The organism is Neobacillus niacini, from assembly GCF_046591715.1.
GTDB lineage: Bacteria > Bacillota > Bacilli > Bacillales > Cytobacillaceae > Neobacillus > Neobacillus niacini_L.
This window is the reverse complement of the sequence record NZ_JAWVNQ010000005.1, coordinates 209,174-226,819: the sequence shown is the minus strand read 5'-3', so window position 1 is coordinate 226,819 and position 17,646 is coordinate 209,174. Positions and strand designations below refer to the sequence as shown.

Genomic DNA, 17,646 nt, shown 5'->3' with positions numbered 1-17,646 from the left:
AATTTAAAACATCTCAGAAACAGTCTTTGGATTCATATAAAGGGTCAAGTAATCTGGTCCACCTGCTTTAGAGTCTGTTCCGGACATTTTAAAGCCTCCAAATGGATGATACCCAACAATTGCACCCGTACAATTGCGATTAAAGTAGAGGTTTCCAACATTGAAACCGTATTTTGCTTTTTCAATATGCTCCCTGTTCTTTGTAATAACCGCACCTGTTAAACCATATTCCGTATTGTTTGCAATCTCTATTAATTCATCGAAATCTTTTCCTTTAGCAATGGCTAAGACTGGCCCGAAAATTTCCTCTTGCATAATTCTTGCCTTTGGATCTACATCAGCAAAAATTGCAGGCTCAATAAACCAGCCCTTTGAATCATCACTTTTTCCACCCGCAACTAATATGCCTTCTTCTTTGCCAATTTCTATATAGCCTGTTATTTTATCAAAAGCTTTTTGGTTTATAACTGGTCCCATGTAGATACCATACTCAACTGGGTTTCCAACAGACAATTCCTTCGTCAATTCTATTACTCTATCTAAAACAGCATCATATACTTTCTCGTGGATTACAGCCCTGGAACCCGCTGAACACTTTTGTCCGGAGAAACCGAAGGCAGAGGAAACAATCGATTCGGCAGCTAAATCTAGATCAGCGTCTTCATCCACCACAACGGTATCTTTACCGCCCATTTCAGCAATGACCTTCTTCAAGTGAGTTTGGCCCTCCTGAATAACCGAAGCCCGATTATAAATTCTTGTTCCAATAGGACGGGAACCCGTAAACGTAACCACTGCCGTTTTGGGGTGGTCAACAAGATAATCTCCAATTTCCGCCGGGTCGCCAGTAAGGAAATTTGCCACGCCATTCGGCAGGCCCGCCTCTTCTAATACCTCAAAAAACTTATAAGCAATAACCGGTGTTGGTTCTGCCGGTTTGAGCAATACCGTGTTCCCTGCAACTAATGGTGCCACAGTAGTACCTACCATAATCGCAAAAGCGAAATTCCAAGGTGGAATAACCACCGTGATACCTGCTGGCGTATAAATGTATCGATTATGTTCATTTGGCCTGCTTTTTAAAGGCTTGCCTTCCTTCAACTCAATCATCTGGCGGGCATAATACTCCATAAAGTCGATACCTTCAGCAATATCAGCGTCCGCTTCCTTCCATGGCTTGCCCGCTTCCTTAATTAAAAGTGCTGTGAATTCTGCTTTTCGGCGTCTAATGATGGCGGAAGCACGAACTAATATGTTAGCGCGTTGTTCAGGGTCAACCAGTGCCCATCTTTTAGAAGCCTGCTCAGCAGCACCAAATGCCTGTTCTACATGATCCTTTGTTGCCTTGGAAACGTATCCGATTATCTCCGCTTTATCCGCAGGATTGACGGATTCAAATTTATCAGCTGTTTCAATTCTTTCCCCATTGATGATAAGCGGATAGTTCTCACCGAATTCAGACTGAACTTTCTCTAGTGCTGCTTCAAGTACTTTTCTATTTTCTTCTATAGTAAAGTCCAAAAATGGTTCATGCTTATATTCTGGTAACATTGCTCATTCCTCCAATTCTCAATCAGTCGTAATCGTAAACGTCACTTTATCTGTCGGCAAATACGATTTTGCATAATGAATCGGTTCACCTAGAGAGTCATAGGCAATCTTTTCAACTCTGTAAATGGTATTATCCTGTGTACAATTTAACAAGTTTGCCTGTTCAATGGATGGTTGAATCACATTTAATGTTTTTGTATTCTTAACTGCCTGCACACCATATCTATTTTTCAAAATACTATATATTGAACTAGATTCTTCTAAAAATTTATCGAGATCCGGAAATTTTAATAGAGAATAATAGCTACTTTCTAAATGGATAGGGTCATTATCGACTAGATGCAGCCTTCTAATTTTTAATATAGGATCACCTATATTAACTTTTAAGATATCAGCATATATTTCATTTGCTTCTGTAACCTGTTTAGATAATATTTTTGTAGCAGGCTGCTTGCCTGACTGTACTAAAAACTCCGAGAATCCATTCACAGAAACAAGGTCACGTTTAATTTTGTGCTGATTTAACACAAAGGTACCAATCCCATGCTGTTTCAGCACAACTCCTTGTTCCTCTAATTCCGTAATGGCTCTTCGTATGGTTATCCGGCTTACCCCATAAATTTCACAAAGCTCATTTTCAGTGGGAAGTTTTGACCCCACGGAATGTTTTCCACTATTAATATTTTTCTTGATTTCTTCTACTAACTGCACATACAACGGTTTTAGACTTTTTCTCTCATTTAATTTCATAACATATTCCTTCTCTTCATTAATAATAAAACCATTACGCTCCAGTACCGAAGCCTAAATACTGCAAACTTTTTTTGACTGCTTCCTCAGGCACTTCGAAATATTGGGTACCAATTAACTCCAATGTTAGATAAGTGTCATAATGGCTTACCCTTAAATCGTTCAGCAGGGAATCCGCTGAATACACCCCTTCTCCCCACGCTAAATGAGCCGAGCTTTTTCCATCTCCATCCACAAAGTGAATGTGCGCTAATTCACCTGAAAAAGCAGTTAGATATTCTTCTAACGTATTCCCTGCCACATTGATACAGGGTAAATCGACCATTGCGCGCAGATTGGGGGAATTTACTTCTGACAACATTTCCTTTGTTGTGTTCAAGTCTATCACTACGTTTGAATAAGGATAAAAGAAAGGCTCAAGTGCTAGGGTTACACCCTGACTTTCTGCATACTCCGCTATTTCCCGCAATGCTTCTCGAGAGCGCTTCCAAACCTCCTGAACATTTTCTGTGAATAATCCGTAGCCCGCTGAGACTAGTATCATCGGAGATTCCAATGTATTAGCAATATCAATACTCTTTTTAAAATAATTGATACTATCTTTATAAATAGCCTGATCAAGTGATGCTAAATTAATTGGATATAAACATTGCTCCGGTGTAAAGCAAATCAACTCTAAATCTCTTTTTTCTATTTCTTTTCTTATCCCTTGAATCTCATAATGAGAAGTGTTCGGAATATAAAAATGCGGTGCACCCGCCCAAAGCTCTATCGCCTTCATTCCAAGCTTTACGGTAGAATCTAGAAAATAATCTAAAGGGTATCTCTGATAGATAAGATTCATATTCGCAAACTTAAACATTAGAAAGTAAATCCTTTATGCGGCCATGTCCAAATGCCCCATAATACTGACAAACTTTTGAAGCAAACTTCGCTGCTTGTTCCAAGGCAGCTTCCATATTCCTTTTCTCAAAATAATGACATAAAAAGGCACCAATAAAGGAATCTCCTGCACCCATGGTATCTAGTACATCTGTTTCTATGGGTCTTTGAAGATAGTACTGGCCATTTTTTGAGAATATTGCTGGTTCTGCACCTCTCGTTACTCCAACAACCTCAACACCCAGATCATGAACAGATTGAATCAAATCAGTAATTTCCGATTCCGTTAAATCACTTCCTGAGAAAAACGCATAATTAAGATAAGGAGCTACTTTTTTCACATAATCCATATCCCAATACTCACTTGATGAAAAATCAAATGAAATTTCTTTCCCGGCTAACTTACCTAACTGTTCCTCAATCCCGCTATTTAAGCTGATGGTCGCGTGGACAATATCAAATTGTTGAATATACGCTAAATCCAATTCATTTATTTGGATACTAACTAAGGATTGTACCCTGACATCTTTATTCGTCCCAATGAAGACCCTATCTCCTTCTTCATTTAAGGTAACTACCGCCTCACCTGTTGGTCCCAATACACGGCGAACCCTTGAGGTATCCACGTTTTCCTTCTTTAGGGAATCAAGAAGATGATCTCCCTCTTTATCCAACCCTACTATTCCTAAATAAGCAGCTTCCTCTGCACCGTTTTGTTTCGCAAATACCGCAACATTTACGACACTGCCCCCAGGGTAAAATACATCTTGATCTTTATAATAATCTACTACAGCATCACCAATTCCAATTAATTTCACCGAAAATCCCTCTTTTACTTTTTAATGATATTATCCTTTTACACCGCCCTCAGCTAGTCCACGAACAAAGTGTCTCTGTACAATCAAGAATAAGATCACAAGTGGTAAAGCAGAGAGTACTAAACCTGCCATCAATACACCCCAATTGGTATATAAGGCATCTCTAAAGGATAATAGACCGACCGTAATCGTTTTTGTTGTATCTGTGTCAATAAAAATATTGGCAAATAAGAATTCGTTCCAAGCATAATAGGCTGTCAACAGTGCCGACGTCCATAAAATCGGCTTACTCAGCGGCAGGAATATCCGATAAAATATCCCAAATGTCGTACATCCTTCTAAATAGGCTGCCTCCTCCAATTCCTTGGGGATTTGCAGGAAAAAGGATCGAATTAATAATAATATTAACGAAATCCTAAAAGCCACGTAAGGAATAATCAACGCCCAATGGGTATCATAGATCCCAAGCGTCTGCACCAGTTTATAAAGTGGAATTAAACTAACTTGAGGAGGAAACATCAATCCCGCTGCCAGCAAACCTAGAATTAAAGATTTCCCTTTAAATTCGAACCTTGTAAGTCCAAATGCACTTAAGGCACTTAGCGTAACTGTTATAACAACCGAAAATGTTGTTACAATTACACTGTTTAAAAAGTATTTTGAAACCCCATTGTTCCAGGCTTCCACATAATTCGAAAATAGCCATTGTATGGGCATTGACCAGCTGCTTGCATAAATTTGATCAGTGGTTTTAAATGAATTAATGATGATCCAAAATAAGGGGTAAGCAACGGCTAGAAAATACACTATTAATACCAGTGAAATGAGAGATATCCCCAGCCGGGAGCCTATGTTTATTTTAAATTTACTTCTCATGACTACCTCTTCCTTTGTAACCTTGGTAATAGTCTCCATTCTAATCCCCCTCGCCTGTTCTAAATACTTTCGTCTGAATCACGTAAAAGACAATGGAGATCGCAAATATTACGTTTGCAATGGTAGATGCATAGCCCATTTCATTATCTACAAATGCGGTGTCATATAGATAGGTACTTAACACCTGCGAACTGTTACCTGGTCCACCCTGTGTCAGCACGTAAACATCCGCAAAGGTCAGCATTGATTGGCTTAATGTGAAAATAACTGCCACAAAGGTTGTTTCCTTTACTTGAGGAATCGTCACATGGAAAAATGTCTGTATTTTATTAGCACCATCTACTCTTCCAGCCTCATAAAGCTCTTGCGGCACCTTTTGGATAGCAACAATGAAAAGCATAACAATATAGCCTGTACCAATCCACTGCCCCATCGCAATAACCGCATAAAAGGCGGTGCTGCTATCTCCTAACCAGCCATTCGTCAATTCGCTCAAACCAATTACAGTCAAGAACTTGTTTAACAGTCCGAATTGGGGATTGTAAATAAAACTAAAAAGAAGACCCACAATAGTGATAGAGATGAGGACTGGAATAAAATAAATCGTTCTTAAAAAGGGTGCAAATTTGCGAAAGACTTTATCCTCTAAGATCGCTGCAATAATCAGTCCGCCCCCTACTTGAATAATAAGGGAAATGATTGCATGAATGAAGTTGTTTTTTAAAGCGATTATAAAAATAGAATCCTTAAATAATTTTACATAGTTATCAATATTAGTAAATTCCCTTGTATCCGAAAATGGTGTCCACTTATAGAAACTAGAAATGACATTTTCAACTACTGGGTAATAAATAAAAATAGATATGATTAATAGACCAGGGGCTATATACAAATATGGAGCAAATCTACTTTTTACCATTTCATCACACCTTTTACTATAGTTCCAGGAACAGTGCTGAAATCTACTGTTCCTGGATTGACTATATTATTCTTCCACTACTCTCTTACCTCTTTGGCAGCTGATTGAATATCTTTCATCAATTCTTCAGGCGTCTTTTCACCATTTAGTATTTGTTGAATTCCTGATAGATAAGGTTCAAAAACCTTTGCATCCAAAGCGGTATCTATCCAAATCGCCATATCATTCGCTTCCTCAACATCCTTTATTACATCTACCATTAAAGGAGTTGAGTTTTGCTCATTAACAGCACCCTTTGTTGTACTAATAACATCCGTGTCTTCTACCCATTTTTCTGCCATTGGTTTAGAAGTTAAAAACTTTAAAAAGTCCACAGCCACATCCGGGTGTTTTGTTTTTGCAGAAACCATAAAGCCTTCTGGAGCACCTGTTATAACCGAAGGATCTCCCTCTCCACCGCTGATTTCAGGAAAGTTAAAAGTACCCCATTCAAACTGGGCATCCTTTACGTAAGGAAACTCAATCGTATGAAGCGCCATCATCGCCAGCTGGCCTGTTACAAATAAACTTCTTTCTTCTTCTCTGCTTAGTGCATTAGGATGTTCATTCATATATGGAATTAATTCTTCTAGTTTTTCTAAAGCTTTAACATAACCAGGATCAGTGAACTCACCTGTTGCTCGATTATTATCTTTTTCTAAAACCTCAGAAGATACCATACGTTGATTTAAAGTCGTTACATATAAGCCGCCATTCCATGGTGCTTTGTTTCCTAATCCAAGTGGGATTTTACCGCTCTTTTTAATCGCCTTTAGTGTGTCAATAAACTCTTCCCATGTTGTCGGCGGTTCAAGCCCTAGGTCTTTAAATATTTCCTTGTTATATGCCATCATTCTTACATCCATTAAAACTGGAAGTCCAAAGACGTTATTCTCCTCTTTAAATGGCTGCAAGGTGGATGGAATGATCTGATCTGACCATTCTTTATCTTCTTCCACATAACTCGTTAAATCTAACGCTATTCCATCACGGATGAACTTCTTTCCGTACTCACCAGCCCAAGTAAAGAAAATGTCAGGCGGATTATCACTGCCAAGCTGTACGTTAATTTTTTGTTTGTAATCCTCATTTAGAACGGAAATAATATTAAATTCAACATCTGGATTCTCTTTCTTAAATTCTTCAACTGCCTCTTCAAAATAACTCTTAAATGGCTCATTCGGCCAACGGTGTAATAGGGTCAAAGTTACTTTATCATCACTTGAGTCTCCGGTTGTGTTAGATTTTCCGGATGAACATCCAGCAATCAAAACGATTACTAAAACAGATAATAACAATGATTTCAACATTTTTTTCATTCAATATCCGCCCCATTTATTAGAATATAGTTTCTACTATATGTTTCTTTTCATCACAAATCTAGAATTACTGATTAGTAATCGAATTTCTTCATATAGCGTCTGCTTACCAGCATCGGTTTATTTCGTTCTTCTGCCAGCTTATACGCAAACTTCCAAAGTACCTCAAAGAATACAATCGGTGCTAGATAACCTTGAACATCTTCATCTACACCCGTGAAATCAAAGTCCTTTGCATCAAGTACGAGGGTATTACCGCCGAACTTACTCAAGAAGTTGTGTGCTCTTTCTTCCAGATGTCTTGTATGATCTAAACCCTTAAGCATAATAAATGGGACATCTTTATCAAGAACCTCAAACGGTCCATGGAAAAACTCTCCTGCATGTATGGCCTGTGAATGAATCCATTGCATTTCCATTAATACACAGATTGCATAGGAATAGGCAGCGCCGTAGTTTGCACCACTGGCCATCGTATAAATAACTTTCTCGTCCTTAAAAGCTTTAGCAAAAGTATTGGTATATTCTTCGTATTGTTCATGTGTACGATCAATGACTGCCTGCAGATTTGATAAACTATTAATCATTTTTGCCATTTGGTCTTTTCCATCATAAATTTTTACTAAACCTGAAACGAATTGATAGAGCACAGAATAATTACTATCCACTATATCAATTGGGATTCCAGTTGTATAAAAAGCTTTATATTTAATCGTATAATCTACTGCTTTTGCGAGCGGAGATTCTATATCCTCCGTTAACCCTACTGTTAATGCCCCTTTAGTTTTCGCAAATTCTGCAGCTTCTACTGTTTCCTTAGTATTACCCGTTTGTGAACACAGTACGACTAGAGAAGACTCATTTATTCCGACTGGATTTCGATAAACGAACTCATGCGAATTATAAAAATCCGTAGACAATTTTTCAGAGTTTTGATCTAAATAGTATTTGTTCGGGTGCATGACTGCTAGTGAGCCCCCGCATGCAATAAAATATACATGTTCAATTGTCTTATCTTTCAAAACCTCCAATATTGTCCTTACATCCTCATTAACCTTTACCTGTGCGTTGACCATATCAAAATCCCCCATCTCAATTACTTTTATTATACTAATTCATCATATGACATCATATAACAATCTAAAAAATTTTATTATGTTGTCATATGACATCATGCTAACTAGTTAAAAAATAAACCATCAGTATGTGTATGTTGTTATATGACGTCATACTATACTTGTAAAAAAATGTATACTTCTTATACACTCATTTGAAAAAGTTTTTAATTACAAATTGTACATTTGCTGGACGTTCAGCTAAACGTCTCATAAAATATCCGAACCAGTCCACACCATAAGGTACATAGACCCGTACTCGATACCCTTCACTGACTAATTGATTTTGCAAGCTTTCTGAAATTCCATATAACATCTGAAATTCAACTTGATTGTTTGAAATATTCTCCTGCCTGATAAATTCCTTTACCTGGTTAATGATCTTTTCATCATGACTCGCTACTGCCGTATAATTACCGTTTAATAAATGAAGCTTAATCAGTTTGATATAATTATCATCTACATCCTGTTTACTCTCGAATGCTACTGTACTGGATTCCTTGTAGGCTCCCTTTACGATCCTAAGATTTGTATTATAATTATTCAAATCTACCGAGTCTTCTTCTGCCCGGAATAGGTATGCCTGCATAACCAGTCCAAAATTATCGTATTTTTCCTTTAGCTGTTTATAAATATCCAGGGTTATTTGATAATGTGCATAATCCTCCATATCAATTCTAACAAAGATATTTTGTTGACTTGCATATGCCAAGATAATTTCTAGATTACTGATACAAATTTCTTTACTAACATCGAGACCCAATGATGTTAATTTCAACGATAGATTTGAATCCACACCTGATATAGCAATTGCTTTCAATGTTTCTACACACATCGTTGTTGCTGCAGCAGCTTCTTCTTTACTTGCAACAAATTCACCTAGGTGGTCCATTGTTGCCATCTTACCTTGACTATTAAGACTTTTAACAGCGTTAATTGCATTTTCAATCGAAATACCTGCTACAAACCTTCTAGCTCCCATCTTAAAACCAAACTTCTTTGCAGCGCGGTTTGCTACTCGATTCCGTGCTAACGCATGAAAAAAGTTTCCAAGTAAAACTTCCATATCCACCTCCAAAGTCCTATGTATGAAATATACATTGTAGTACTAATCCAAATATTATATTATTACAAAATATTTGTAAACAATTATTTCTAACTTTTTTTAATAGTCTAATAATTATGCTTTAATAGACACAATTACCGAATGTTGGTCCAGGTTAAGCAACCGAACAGATAGTTAGACGGAGAATTTCCGCTTAACCAAAAAATATCATTTAAAAAAGCATATATAGACGGACAAATTCCCCCTATTAACTAAAAAACTTCAAAAATAATAGTTTTTAAACAGGATAAGTGGAAATCCTCCCCCTATTTCCCCCTTAATTAGACCCATTTTACTCTTAACCGGAAAATCTCCGCCTATCCCCGCAGGTTAAACAAGGACAAGCACAAAAAAACCCCCACCAGTCCGTCGACCAGCAGGGGTTTCCATAAATAAAAGATTATTGTTTTCCTGTAACCGTTAGACGGTTGATGGCACGTTGCAGGGCTAGTTCAGCACGGCGGAAGTCAATGTCTTCCGCTTTCTGATCACGCATACGCTGCTCAGCACGCTCTTTTGCTCGCAGTGCACGTTCCACGTCGATATCCTCTGCTCTTTCAGCTGATTGCGCAAGGATGGTTACTTTTTCAGAACGAACTTCTAAGAAGCCGCCGCTGACTGCAACCAGATCCTCTTGTTTGCTGCCAGACTTGAAGAGGCGGACCACGCCGATTTCAAGAGGAGCGACCATTGGAATATGTCCAGGTAAAATACCTAATTCGCCACTTTGAGCCTTGGTAATAACCATTTCCACATCTGACTCATAGACCGGGCCATCGGGAGTAACAACACTGACTTTAATCGTCTCCATTTTTTACCCTCCTGACGCGTTTTAGGCCTCTACACCCATACGTTTTGCATTTTCCACTACGTCCTCAATACGGCCGACTAAGCGGAATGCATCTTCTGGAAGGTGGTCATACTTACCTTCAAGGACTTCTTTGAAACCACGAACCGTTTCTTTAACAGGTACATAAGATCCTGGCTGTCCAGTAAACTGTTCAGCAACGTGGAAGTTCTGTGATAAGAAGTTTTGGATACGACGTGCACGAAGTACCACTAGCTTATCATCATCAGAAAGTTCATCCATACCTAGGATTGCAATGATATCCTGTAATTCACGGTAACGTTGTAATGTTGATTGTACTTGACGAGCTACATTGTAGTGCTCTTCACCAACGATTTCAGGTGACAATGCACGAGAAGTTGATGCAAGTGGATCCACCGCAGGGTAGATACCCATTTCAGAAAGCTTACGCTCAAGGTTTGTTGTCGCATCTAAGTGAGCGAATGTTGTAGCTGGAGCCGGATCCGTATAGTCATCGGCAGGTACATAAATCGCTTGAATAGATGTAACAGAACCTTTATTAGTTGAAGTAATACGTTCTTGTAATTTACCCATTTCAGTAGCAAGAGTCGGCTGGTAACCAACGGCAGAAGGCATACGGCCTAATAGCGCAGAAACCTCAGAACCTGCTTGCGTGAAACGGAAGATGTTATCCATGAAGAAAAGAACGTCTTGTCCTTGCTCATCACGGAAATATTCAGCCATAGTCAAACCAGTCAGTGCAACACGCATACGTGCTCCTGGCGGCTCGTTCATTTGTCCGAATACCATCGCTGTTTGCTTGATAACGCCTGAATCCGTCATTTCGTGGAAAAGGTCATTACCTTCACGTGTACGCTCACCAACACCCGCGAATACCGATATACCGCTGTGCTCTTGAGCGATGTTATTGATCAATTCTTGGATTAATACGGTTTTACCTACACCCGCACCACCGAATAGACCGATCTTACCACCCTTAATATAAGGAGCAAGTAAGTCTACTACTTTAATACCTGTTTCAAGAATTTCTACCTCAGTAGAAAGATTTTCAAATACTGGAGCTTCGCGGTGAATCGAATCACGGCGCTCACTCGCTGGAATTTCCTCATTAAGGTCAATAACTTCACCTAATACGTTAAATACACGGCCAAGTGTTACGTTCCCAACTGGTACAGAAATCGGAGCTCCTGTATCAACAACTTCCATTCCGCGCATAACACCATCAGTGGAAGCCATTGCAATTGTACGAACTGTATCATCACCTAAATGAAGGGCTACTTCAAGGGTTAAGTTGATATCAACTTCAGATTGATTTTGCGCTTTGTATGCAATTCGCAAAGCGTTATAAATCTCAGGTAATTGGCCGTTTTCAAACTTAACGTCAATAACCGGACCCAAAATCTGAAGAACACGTCCTTTGTTCATCGTTTTCCCTCCTATCTTACTTTTTCACAACATTCTTTTAAATAAGAAACACTGTGAATCACACATTACTCGTTATCGTCCTTAAAATGCAGCCGGGAACGCTGAACTCACTCCCACTGCCGGACTAATCAAGAACCCTGGATAGGGTTAATTTTTATAACAAAATTCTATTCTAATGCAGCCGCACCGCCGACAATTTCCGCAATTTCTTGTGTAATTGCTGCTTGACGCGCACGGTTGTAGATAAGTGAATAATTCTTAATCATTTCTTTCGCATTATCAGTAGCGTTTCTCATTGCAGTCATACGAGCAGCATGCTCACTCGCTTTACTGTCTAAAAGAGCGCCATAAATTAAGCTCTCAGCGTACTGAGGCAGGAGAACGTCTAATATTTCTTCTGCAGATGGCTCAAATTCATAAGAGGTAAGCTCAGCAGAAGTTGAAAGATCCGTTAGCGGAAGCAGCTTCTTCTCAGTTACTTCTTGTGTTATCGCACTTTTATAATGAGTGTAATATAAGTAAAGTTCATCGAAGGTTCCATCGGAGAACATACCTACTGTACTACTGGCAATATCTTTAATGCTTTCGAAGCTCGGTTGATCGGAAATCCCGATAATTTCGAGATCGACATTTATCCCACGTTTAACAAAAAAGTCACGAGCGACACGACCGATTGCAATGATCGAATACTCATCCTTCGATTTATGACGGCTTTGAATTGTTTGGAACACACGACGGATTACGTTACTGTTAAAAGCACCAGCTAATCCACGATCACTTGTCATAACAATATAGCCCGTTTTCTTGACAGGACGAGATTCAAGCATTGGATGGTTAACTCCGTTACTTCCCATTGCGACTGCAACAGTTACTTCCTGGATTTTTTCCATGTAAGGAACAAATGCTTTTGCATTCATAACTCCACGGTTCCATTTAGCAGCAGAAGTCATCTCCATCGCCTTTGTGATCTGACTCATCTTTTTTGTCGAATTAATACTATTTTTTATATCGCGTAATGATGCCATAGGTTCTCACCACCCTCTTACAAAGATTGTGTTTCGAGGTTCAGGGGAAGGTTACGGGGTAACAGGCACCCAAAACCGTGCCTGTCACCCGTACCAGTTACCCCTGTCACCCCTTTACTAAATGTCAGACCCTACTTATTCGGAAACTGCAAACGTCTTTTTGAAAGCGTTAAGTGCAGCAGCCATATCGTCATCAGAAGGAAGATCCTTCGTTTTTGTAATATGGTCTAACAAGTCTTTGCGATTGTGGTCTAACCAATTAAGGAATTCTGATTCAAAACGACGGATATCTTCTAATGGAATATCATCAAGGAATCCGCGTGTTAACGCATAAAGGATTGCAACTTGCTTTTCAACAGAAAGCGGTCTGTGAAGATCTTGTTTTAGAACTTCAACGGTGCGGGCACCGCGGTTTAGCTTCGCTTGTGTTGCTTTATCTAAGTCAGAACCGAACTGAGCAAATGCTTCTAGCTCACGGTATGAAGCAAGGTCAAGACGCAGTGTACCTGCTACCTTCTTCATCGCCTTGATTTGCGCGGATCCACCTACACGAGATACGGAAAGACCTGCGTTGATCGCTGGACGAACACCGGAGAAGAAAAGGTCTGATTGTAAGAAAATTTGTCCATCAGTGATGGAGATAACGTTTGTTGGAATATAAGCAGAAACGTCACCTGCCTGTGTTTCGATAAATGGCAATGCAGTGATTGAACCAGCACCAAGTGTGTCGTTCAATTTCGCTGCACGCTCTAGTAAACGGCTGTGCAAGTAGAATACATCCCCTGGATATGCTTCACGACCTGGAGGACGGCGAAGTAGTAGGGAAAGTTCACGGTATGCAGCCGCTTGTTTTGATAAGTCATCGTATACGATTAACACGTGCTTGCCAGCATACATAAATTCTTCAGCCATTGCAACACCTGCATATGGAGCCAAGAATAATAGCGGAGCTGGTTGTGAAGCAGATGCTGTTACAACGATTGAGTAATCTAACGCACCATGCTTACGAAGAGTTTCAACCGCACCACGTACAGTTGATTCCTTCTGACCAATTGCAACGTAGATACAAATCATGTCTTGACCTTTTTGGTTCAAGATTGTATCGATCGCAACAGATGTTTTACCTGTTTGACGGTCTCCGATGATTAACTCACGCTGACCGCGGCCGATTGGCACAAGTGCGTCAATCGCTTTAATACCTGTTTGTAATGGCTCATGAACGGATTTACGAGCCATAACGCCTGAAGCTACTGCTTCAATCGGGCGAGTTTTTGTTGTATTGATTGGACCCATACCATCAACTGGTTGTCCTAGAGAGTTAACAACACGACCAATTAGTTCCTCACCTACTGGAACCTCCATGATGCGTCCTGTACGGCGAACCTCGTCACCTTCTTTAATTTCAGTGAAAGGTCCTAAGATGATAATACCAACGTTATTGGCTTCAAGGTTTTGTGCCATACCCATAACGCCGTTTGAAAATTCAACAAGTTCTCCAGCCATGACATTGTCGAGGCCATGAACACGTGCGATACCGTCACCAACGGAGATAACAGTACCAACATCACTCACTTGAATTTCAGCCTGATAGTTTTCAATTTGCTTTTTTATCAAGGCACTAATTTCTTCAGCTTTGATGCTCATGAGTTTCACCCCTATTCTTTCGAATCTAGCTTAACAATTTACGTTCTAAACGGTCTAGCTTCCCGCGCAATGAACCGTCGTATATACGGTTTCCGATTCGGAGCTTAACGCCGCCGAGCAATTCGGAATCCACGATGTTTTCAATTCTTAGTGATTTCTTGCCAACCTTTGCGGCAAATGTTGCAGAGATTGCTTCACGTTCAGCATCTGTCAGCTCACGTGTGCTGTAAACTTCAGCATCAGCAATTCCCTTTTCTTCATTTGCTAATTCAAAGAATTGGTTTGCAACCTCAAGGATCTCATCTTCACGATGGCGATCAATTAAGATTAATAGTGTATTCTGTACATATGGATTAACCGCTACAAAAGCATTCGCAAAAATCTCTTTTTTCTTATCTAATGTAAGCTTAGAAGAGTTCAAAACTGCTTTTAAATCGGTATTGTAAACAAAAACTTCCTTAACTACACGAAGTTCTTCTTCTATTACTTCAAGAAGCTGTTGTTCTTTTGCGATTTGAAAAAGAGCCAACGCATAGCGCTTTGCTACCATGGAGTTGCTCATCGCTGATCTCCTGCCTCTTGAATATATTCGTTAATGAGTTTATCTTGGTCCGCTGCATTCAATTCTTTCTCAATTACTTTAGAAGCAATTAATACAGACAATGAAGCAACTTGCTCACGAATAGCCGCAACCGCTTTTTCTTTCTGCTGCTCAATTTCAAGCTTAGCAGATTCTTTAATACGGTCCGCTTCTGTGCGAGCTAAAGCAATGATTTCTTCACGCTGAAGATCGCCTTGCTTTTTCGCATTTTCAATTAAACCTTGTGCTTCTGAACGAGCTTCTTTTAAAAGAGAACGCTGCTCTTCTAATAGTTTCTTTGCTTCTACGCGACTTTGTTCTGCCGCAGAAATTTCGCCAGCAACATGCTCTTCACGCTGTTTCATGATGCCCATTAATGGACCCCAAGCGAAGATTTTAAGCAATACCATTAAGATAATGAACATAACTAATTGGAAAATAATATCTCCCCAGTTCACACCTGAATGTGCTGCTGCAGCTCCTAATACAAAACTGTTTTTTAACACCCGCGATTCACTCCTTTCAAGGTCTTTCCTTAAAACAACCTATATATCAGTCGAAATAATTGTCGAAATCAGGCGTTTATTGTCAATGTCTAGCTCCAGCGCCTAGGGGCTCGGGTCATAAGCCAATCCGTCAGAAAGGTTAAAGAGCAACCTTCCTGCCGGCTCGTCTTATGCCTGTCGCCCCTGGGCAAGGCGCTTCCGCTTTTCTATTAACATAAACGAATGGCGAAGGTTCTCACGAATGATATCTTCGCCATTTATATGAACACGAAGGTGTTCGATTATTGACCTTGAACCATGAACGCGATAACAACCGCGATGATTGGAATCGCCTCAACTAACGCAACCCCGATGAACATTGTAGTTTGAAGCATACCACGTGCGTGTGGCTGACGAGCGATACCTTCTACAGTTTTTGATACGATAAGACCGTTACCAATACCAGCACCTAGTGCTGCTAAACCAATTGCGATTGCTGCTGCTAAAAGACCCATTTGAAAATTTCCTCCTTTAATGTATAAAAAAATGAATTCTTATTTTTTTGTTCTTATTTAATCTAGCTCCAGCGCCTAGTGGCTCGGGGTCATAAGTCAATCTGTCCTAAAGGTTAAAGAGCAACCTTTATGCCAGCTCGTCTTATGCCTGTCGCCCCTGGTCAAGGCGCTTCCGCTTTTTATTAAGAACGGTTTTTATGCTAATGGTCACTGCTCACTTTATGAGCTAAGTACACCATTGTTAACATACAGAAAATAAATGATTGGATGGCGCCGACAAAGACTGAGAAGCCTTGCCATACCAGCATTGGGAGTGCAGCGGCGATAGTTCCGCCCACACCGGTTGCTAAACCAGCTGCGAGTAAGCTTAATAAAATTTCCCCCGCATAAATGTTTCCGTAAAGACGGAGACCAAGCGTCAGAGTATTTGCAAACTCTTCAATAATTTTAATCGGGAACATGAACCAGAATGGTTTAAAGAATTCCCTTCCATATGCTCCAGCACCTCTCATCTTAACACCATAGAAATGAGATAATCCCACGATCAATGTTGCCAGCGTCAAGGTTACAGCTGGATCAGCTGTTGGAGATTTCCACCAAAGAACTCCGTCTACTACGATAGAGAATGGCAGTCCCAGCATATTTGATACAAAGATATACATAATGATGGTAATTCCGAGAATATGGAACCTACCGCCATCTTTCCAATCCATCGTACTGTTTATAATGTTTTTAACAAAATCCATGACCCATTCCATAAAGTTTTGCATTCCGGTCGGTTTCATGGCCAGTCTACGAGTAGATAGGACGGCTAACAAAAAGACAATTGCACTTGCTACGGTAATCATCAAAATGTTCGCCAGGTTAAATTGGAGCCCAAGAAACTTAACTATTGGAGCTTCGTGATGCAACAGTATTCACCTCGCTTCCCCCGCTATTTATCTAAAAAGAAATTGTGCGTAAAAAAATCTATCATAATGACAATGTAGGATGTCATTAATCCTATAACCACACTAATGAGGTGAAATTGCTCAGGGTACCTCATTGTGATGACAATCGCAAGAGCACCGGTTGCCATTCGTGAAAATGATCCAAGTGAACGAACCTGTCTTCCTTCAGCTGCCGCTTCACCAAACTTGTCAATCTTTCGTGCCATTAACCACAAATTAAAGAGGCTCAAACTTGTCCCAAGAATCAACCCTAGAAAGATCGATTGCTGCGCAGTGAACCCCCAGCCAAGCACATAAAAAGACAATAAAAAAAACATCCACTTTCGCTGTCGGGTAAACATTTGTTGAAATTCTGGCATGGTTGATTTAATCTCCTGAATTGAACTTGCGAATTGTAATAAGCATTGAGTAAATACCGGCCGCCAAACCAATAAACAGTCCAATTATTAAGAAAATTGGTTCTGTACCCCACTGCTTATCCAGCCATCTGCCTGCAAAAATCCCGATAAGAATTGATCCTACCAGCGATGCCAGGATAGCGGACATTAACGCATAGGCTTTAAACGGATTACGGTTTTCATTACGCATACTTATCGCTCTCTCACCTTTAGAGAATACAATCAAAAAAACGAGGTATGTACCAAAAGAAGACATGTAGAAATTTCAAGGATTTTGTCGAAATATATGAAAACCCTCTCATTTTACATCCTTTGTTAGCATACAATAGCAATTATGCAAAGTCAATGGATTTACGTGAAAATATCCACAAACTATTCAGCGTAATTTCTTCCATTTGGAAGTTTTAGTTAACACTATAAT

General features: G+C 39.7%; 19 protein-coding genes. All 19 read right to left on the bottom strand.

Annotated features, from left to right (window positions below; translation table 11 throughout):
* Positions 1 to 3 precede the first annotated feature (3 nt).
* On the bottom strand, positions 4 to 1,551 hold the full coding sequence (gene pruA / locus SFC47_RS15450) for an L-glutamate gamma-semialdehyde dehydrogenase (RefSeq protein ID WP_411255189.1): 1,548 nt from the start codon (positions 1,549 to 1,551) through the stop codon (positions 4 to 6).
* Between the two features lie 18 nt (positions 1,552 to 1,569).
* On the bottom strand, positions 1,570 to 2,301 hold the full coding sequence (locus tag SFC47_RS15445; RefSeq protein WP_411255188.1) for a UTRA domain-containing protein: 732 nt from the start codon (positions 2,299 to 2,301) through the stop codon (positions 1,570 to 1,572).
* A gap of 34 nt (positions 2,302 to 2,335) precedes the next feature.
* Positions 2,336 to 3,163, bottom strand: a complete 828-nt coding sequence (locus SFC47_RS15440) for a TIM barrel protein (protein ID WP_411255187.1) — start codon at positions 3,161 to 3,163, stop codon at positions 2,336 to 2,338.
* Positions 3,156 to 4,001, bottom strand: a complete 846-nt coding sequence (locus tag SFC47_RS15435) for a PfkB family carbohydrate kinase (RefSeq protein WP_411255186.1) — start codon at positions 3,999 to 4,001, stop codon at positions 3,156 to 3,158. The genes SFC47_RS15440 and SFC47_RS15435 overlap by 8 nt, the downstream gene beginning before the upstream one ends.
* Before the next feature lie 30 nt (positions 4,002 to 4,031).
* A complete protein-coding gene (locus SFC47_RS15430) occupies positions 4,032 to 4,877 on the bottom strand; it encodes a carbohydrate ABC transporter permease (protein ID WP_411255280.1) in 846 nt (281 codons plus the stop codon).
* 40 nt (positions 4,878 to 4,917) lie between these two features.
* Positions 4,918 to 5,796, bottom strand: a complete 879-nt coding sequence (locus SFC47_RS15425) for a carbohydrate ABC transporter permease (RefSeq protein ID WP_411255185.1) — start codon at positions 5,794 to 5,796, stop codon at positions 4,918 to 4,920.
* A 77-nt stretch (positions 5,797 to 5,873) separates the two neighbouring features.
* Positions 5,874 to 7,154, bottom strand: coding sequence for an ABC transporter substrate-binding protein (locus SFC47_RS15420; RefSeq protein ID WP_411255184.1), 1,281 nt, complete (start codon positions 7,152 to 7,154; stop codon positions 5,874 to 5,876).
* A 74-nt stretch (positions 7,155 to 7,228) separates the two neighbouring features.
* A complete protein-coding gene (locus SFC47_RS15415) occupies positions 7,229 to 8,230 on the bottom strand; it encodes an SIS domain-containing protein (RefSeq protein WP_411255183.1) in 1,002 nt (333 codons plus the stop codon).
* 190 nt (positions 8,231 to 8,420) lie between these two features.
* Positions 8,421 to 9,335, bottom strand: coding sequence for a proline dehydrogenase family protein (locus SFC47_RS15410; protein WP_411255182.1), 915 nt, complete (start codon positions 9,333 to 9,335; stop codon positions 8,421 to 8,423).
* A 439-nt stretch (positions 9,336 to 9,774) separates the two neighbouring features.
* Positions 9,775 to 10,185 (bottom strand): F0F1 ATP synthase subunit epsilon, encoded by a 411-nt coding sequence (locus SFC47_RS15405; protein WP_411255181.1) that lies wholly within the window; start codon positions 10,183 to 10,185, stop codon positions 9,775 to 9,777.
* A 21-nt stretch (positions 10,186 to 10,206) separates the two neighbouring features.
* On the bottom strand, positions 10,207 to 11,628 hold the full coding sequence (gene atpD, locus SFC47_RS15400; protein WP_411255180.1) for a F0F1 ATP synthase subunit beta: 1,422 nt from the start codon (positions 11,626 to 11,628) through the stop codon (positions 10,207 to 10,209).
* Positions 11,629 to 11,795: 167 nt separating this feature from the next.
* Positions 11,796 to 12,653 (bottom strand): ATP synthase F1 subunit gamma, encoded by an 858-nt coding sequence (gene atpG / locus SFC47_RS15395; RefSeq protein WP_411255179.1) that lies wholly within the window; start codon positions 12,651 to 12,653, stop codon positions 11,796 to 11,798.
* A gap of 135 nt (positions 12,654 to 12,788) precedes the next feature.
* The gene (atpA, locus tag SFC47_RS15390) at positions 12,789 to 14,297 is read right to left on the bottom strand and encodes a F0F1 ATP synthase subunit alpha (RefSeq protein ID WP_411255178.1); all 1,509 of its coding nucleotides are present in this window, start codon (positions 14,295 to 14,297) and stop codon (positions 12,789 to 12,791) included.
* A 25-nt stretch (positions 14,298 to 14,322) separates the two neighbouring features.
* Positions 14,323 to 14,859: a F0F1 ATP synthase subunit delta gene (locus SFC47_RS15385; protein ID WP_411255177.1), complete on the bottom strand. Its 537-nt coding sequence runs from the start codon at positions 14,857 to 14,859 to the stop codon at positions 14,323 to 14,325.
* Positions 14,856 to 15,383, bottom strand: coding sequence for a F0F1 ATP synthase subunit B (locus SFC47_RS15380; RefSeq protein WP_411255176.1), 528 nt, complete (start codon positions 15,381 to 15,383; stop codon positions 14,856 to 14,858). The genes SFC47_RS15385 and SFC47_RS15380 overlap by 4 nt, the downstream gene beginning before the upstream one ends.
* A gap of 281 nt (positions 15,384 to 15,664) precedes the next feature.
* A complete protein-coding gene (gene atpE / locus SFC47_RS15375) occupies positions 15,665 to 15,877 on the bottom strand; it encodes a F0F1 ATP synthase subunit C (protein ID WP_411255175.1) in 213 nt (70 codons plus the stop codon).
* Positions 15,878 to 16,077: 200 nt separating this feature from the next.
* Positions 16,078 to 16,788: a F0F1 ATP synthase subunit A gene (gene atpB, locus SFC47_RS15370; RefSeq protein WP_411255174.1), complete on the bottom strand. Its 711-nt coding sequence runs from the start codon at positions 16,786 to 16,788 to the stop codon at positions 16,078 to 16,080.
* A gap of 23 nt (positions 16,789 to 16,811) precedes the next feature.
* The gene (locus SFC47_RS15365) at positions 16,812 to 17,186 is read right to left on the bottom strand and encodes an ATP synthase subunit I (RefSeq protein WP_411255173.1); all 375 of its coding nucleotides are present in this window, start codon (positions 17,184 to 17,186) and stop codon (positions 16,812 to 16,814) included.
* Between the two features lie 7 nt (positions 17,187 to 17,193).
* Positions 17,194 to 17,415, bottom strand: a complete 222-nt coding sequence (locus SFC47_RS15360; protein WP_411255172.1) for an AtpZ/AtpI family protein — start codon at positions 17,413 to 17,415, stop codon at positions 17,194 to 17,196.
* Positions 17,416 to 17,646: the final 231 nt, after the last annotated feature.

What these genes read in the sequence shown, in the direction of transcription:
- pruA (WP_411255189.1), bottom strand. Translation starts at nt 1,551, where the DNA reads ATGTTACCAGAATATAAGCATGAACCATTTTTGGACTTTACTATAGAA.
- SFC47_RS15445 (WP_411255188.1), bottom strand. Translation starts at nt 2,301, where the DNA reads ATGAAATTAAATGAGAGAAAAAGTCTAAAACCGTTGTATGTGCAGTTA.
- SFC47_RS15440 (WP_411255187.1), bottom strand. Translation starts at nt 3,163, where the DNA reads ATGTTTAAGTTTGCGAATATGAATCTTATCTATCAGAGATACCCTTTA.
- SFC47_RS15430 (WP_411255280.1), bottom strand. Translation starts at nt 4,877, where the DNA reads ATGAGAAGTAAATTTAAAATAAACATAGGCTCCCGGCTGGGGATATCT.
- SFC47_RS15425 (WP_411255185.1), bottom strand. Translation starts at nt 5,796, where the DNA reads ATGGTAAAAAGTAGATTTGCTCCATATTTGTATATAGCCCCTGGTCTA.
- SFC47_RS15420 (WP_411255184.1), bottom strand. Translation starts at nt 7,154, where the DNA reads ATGAAAAAAATGTTGAAATCATTGTTATTATCTGTTTTAGTAATCGTT.
- SFC47_RS15415 (WP_411255183.1), bottom strand. Translation starts at nt 8,230, where the DNA reads ATGGTCAACGCACAGGTAAAGGTTAATGAGGATGTAAGGACAATATTG.
- SFC47_RS15410 (WP_411255182.1), bottom strand. Translation starts at nt 9,335, where the DNA reads ATGGAAGTTTTACTTGGAAACTTTTTTCATGCGTTAGCACGGAATCGA.
- SFC47_RS15405 (WP_411255181.1), bottom strand. Translation starts at nt 10,185, where the DNA reads ATGGAGACGATTAAAGTCAGTGTTGTTACTCCCGATGGCCCGGTCTAT.
- atpD (WP_411255180.1), bottom strand. Translation starts at nt 11,628, where the DNA reads ATGAACAAAGGACGTGTTCTTCAGATTTTGGGTCCGGTTATTGACGTT.
- atpG (WP_411255179.1), bottom strand. Translation starts at nt 12,653, where the DNA reads ATGGCATCATTACGCGATATAAAAAATAGTATTAATTCGACAAAAAAG.
- atpA (WP_411255178.1), bottom strand. Translation starts at nt 14,297, where the DNA reads ATGAGCATCAAAGCTGAAGAAATTAGTGCCTTGATAAAAAAGCAAATT.
- SFC47_RS15385 (WP_411255177.1), bottom strand. Translation starts at nt 14,859, where the DNA reads ATGAGCAACTCCATGGTAGCAAAGCGCTATGCGTTGGCTCTTTTTCAA.
- atpE (WP_411255175.1), bottom strand. Translation starts at nt 15,877, where the DNA reads ATGGGTCTTTTAGCAGCAGCAATCGCAATTGGTTTAGCAGCACTAGGT.
- SFC47_RS15365 (WP_411255173.1), bottom strand. Translation starts at nt 17,186, where the DNA reads ATGCCAGAATTTCAACAAATGTTTACCCGACAGCGAAAGTGGATGTTT.
- SFC47_RS15360 (WP_411255172.1), bottom strand. Translation starts at nt 17,415, where the DNA reads ATGCGTAATGAAAACCGTAATCCGTTTAAAGCCTATGCGTTAATGTCC.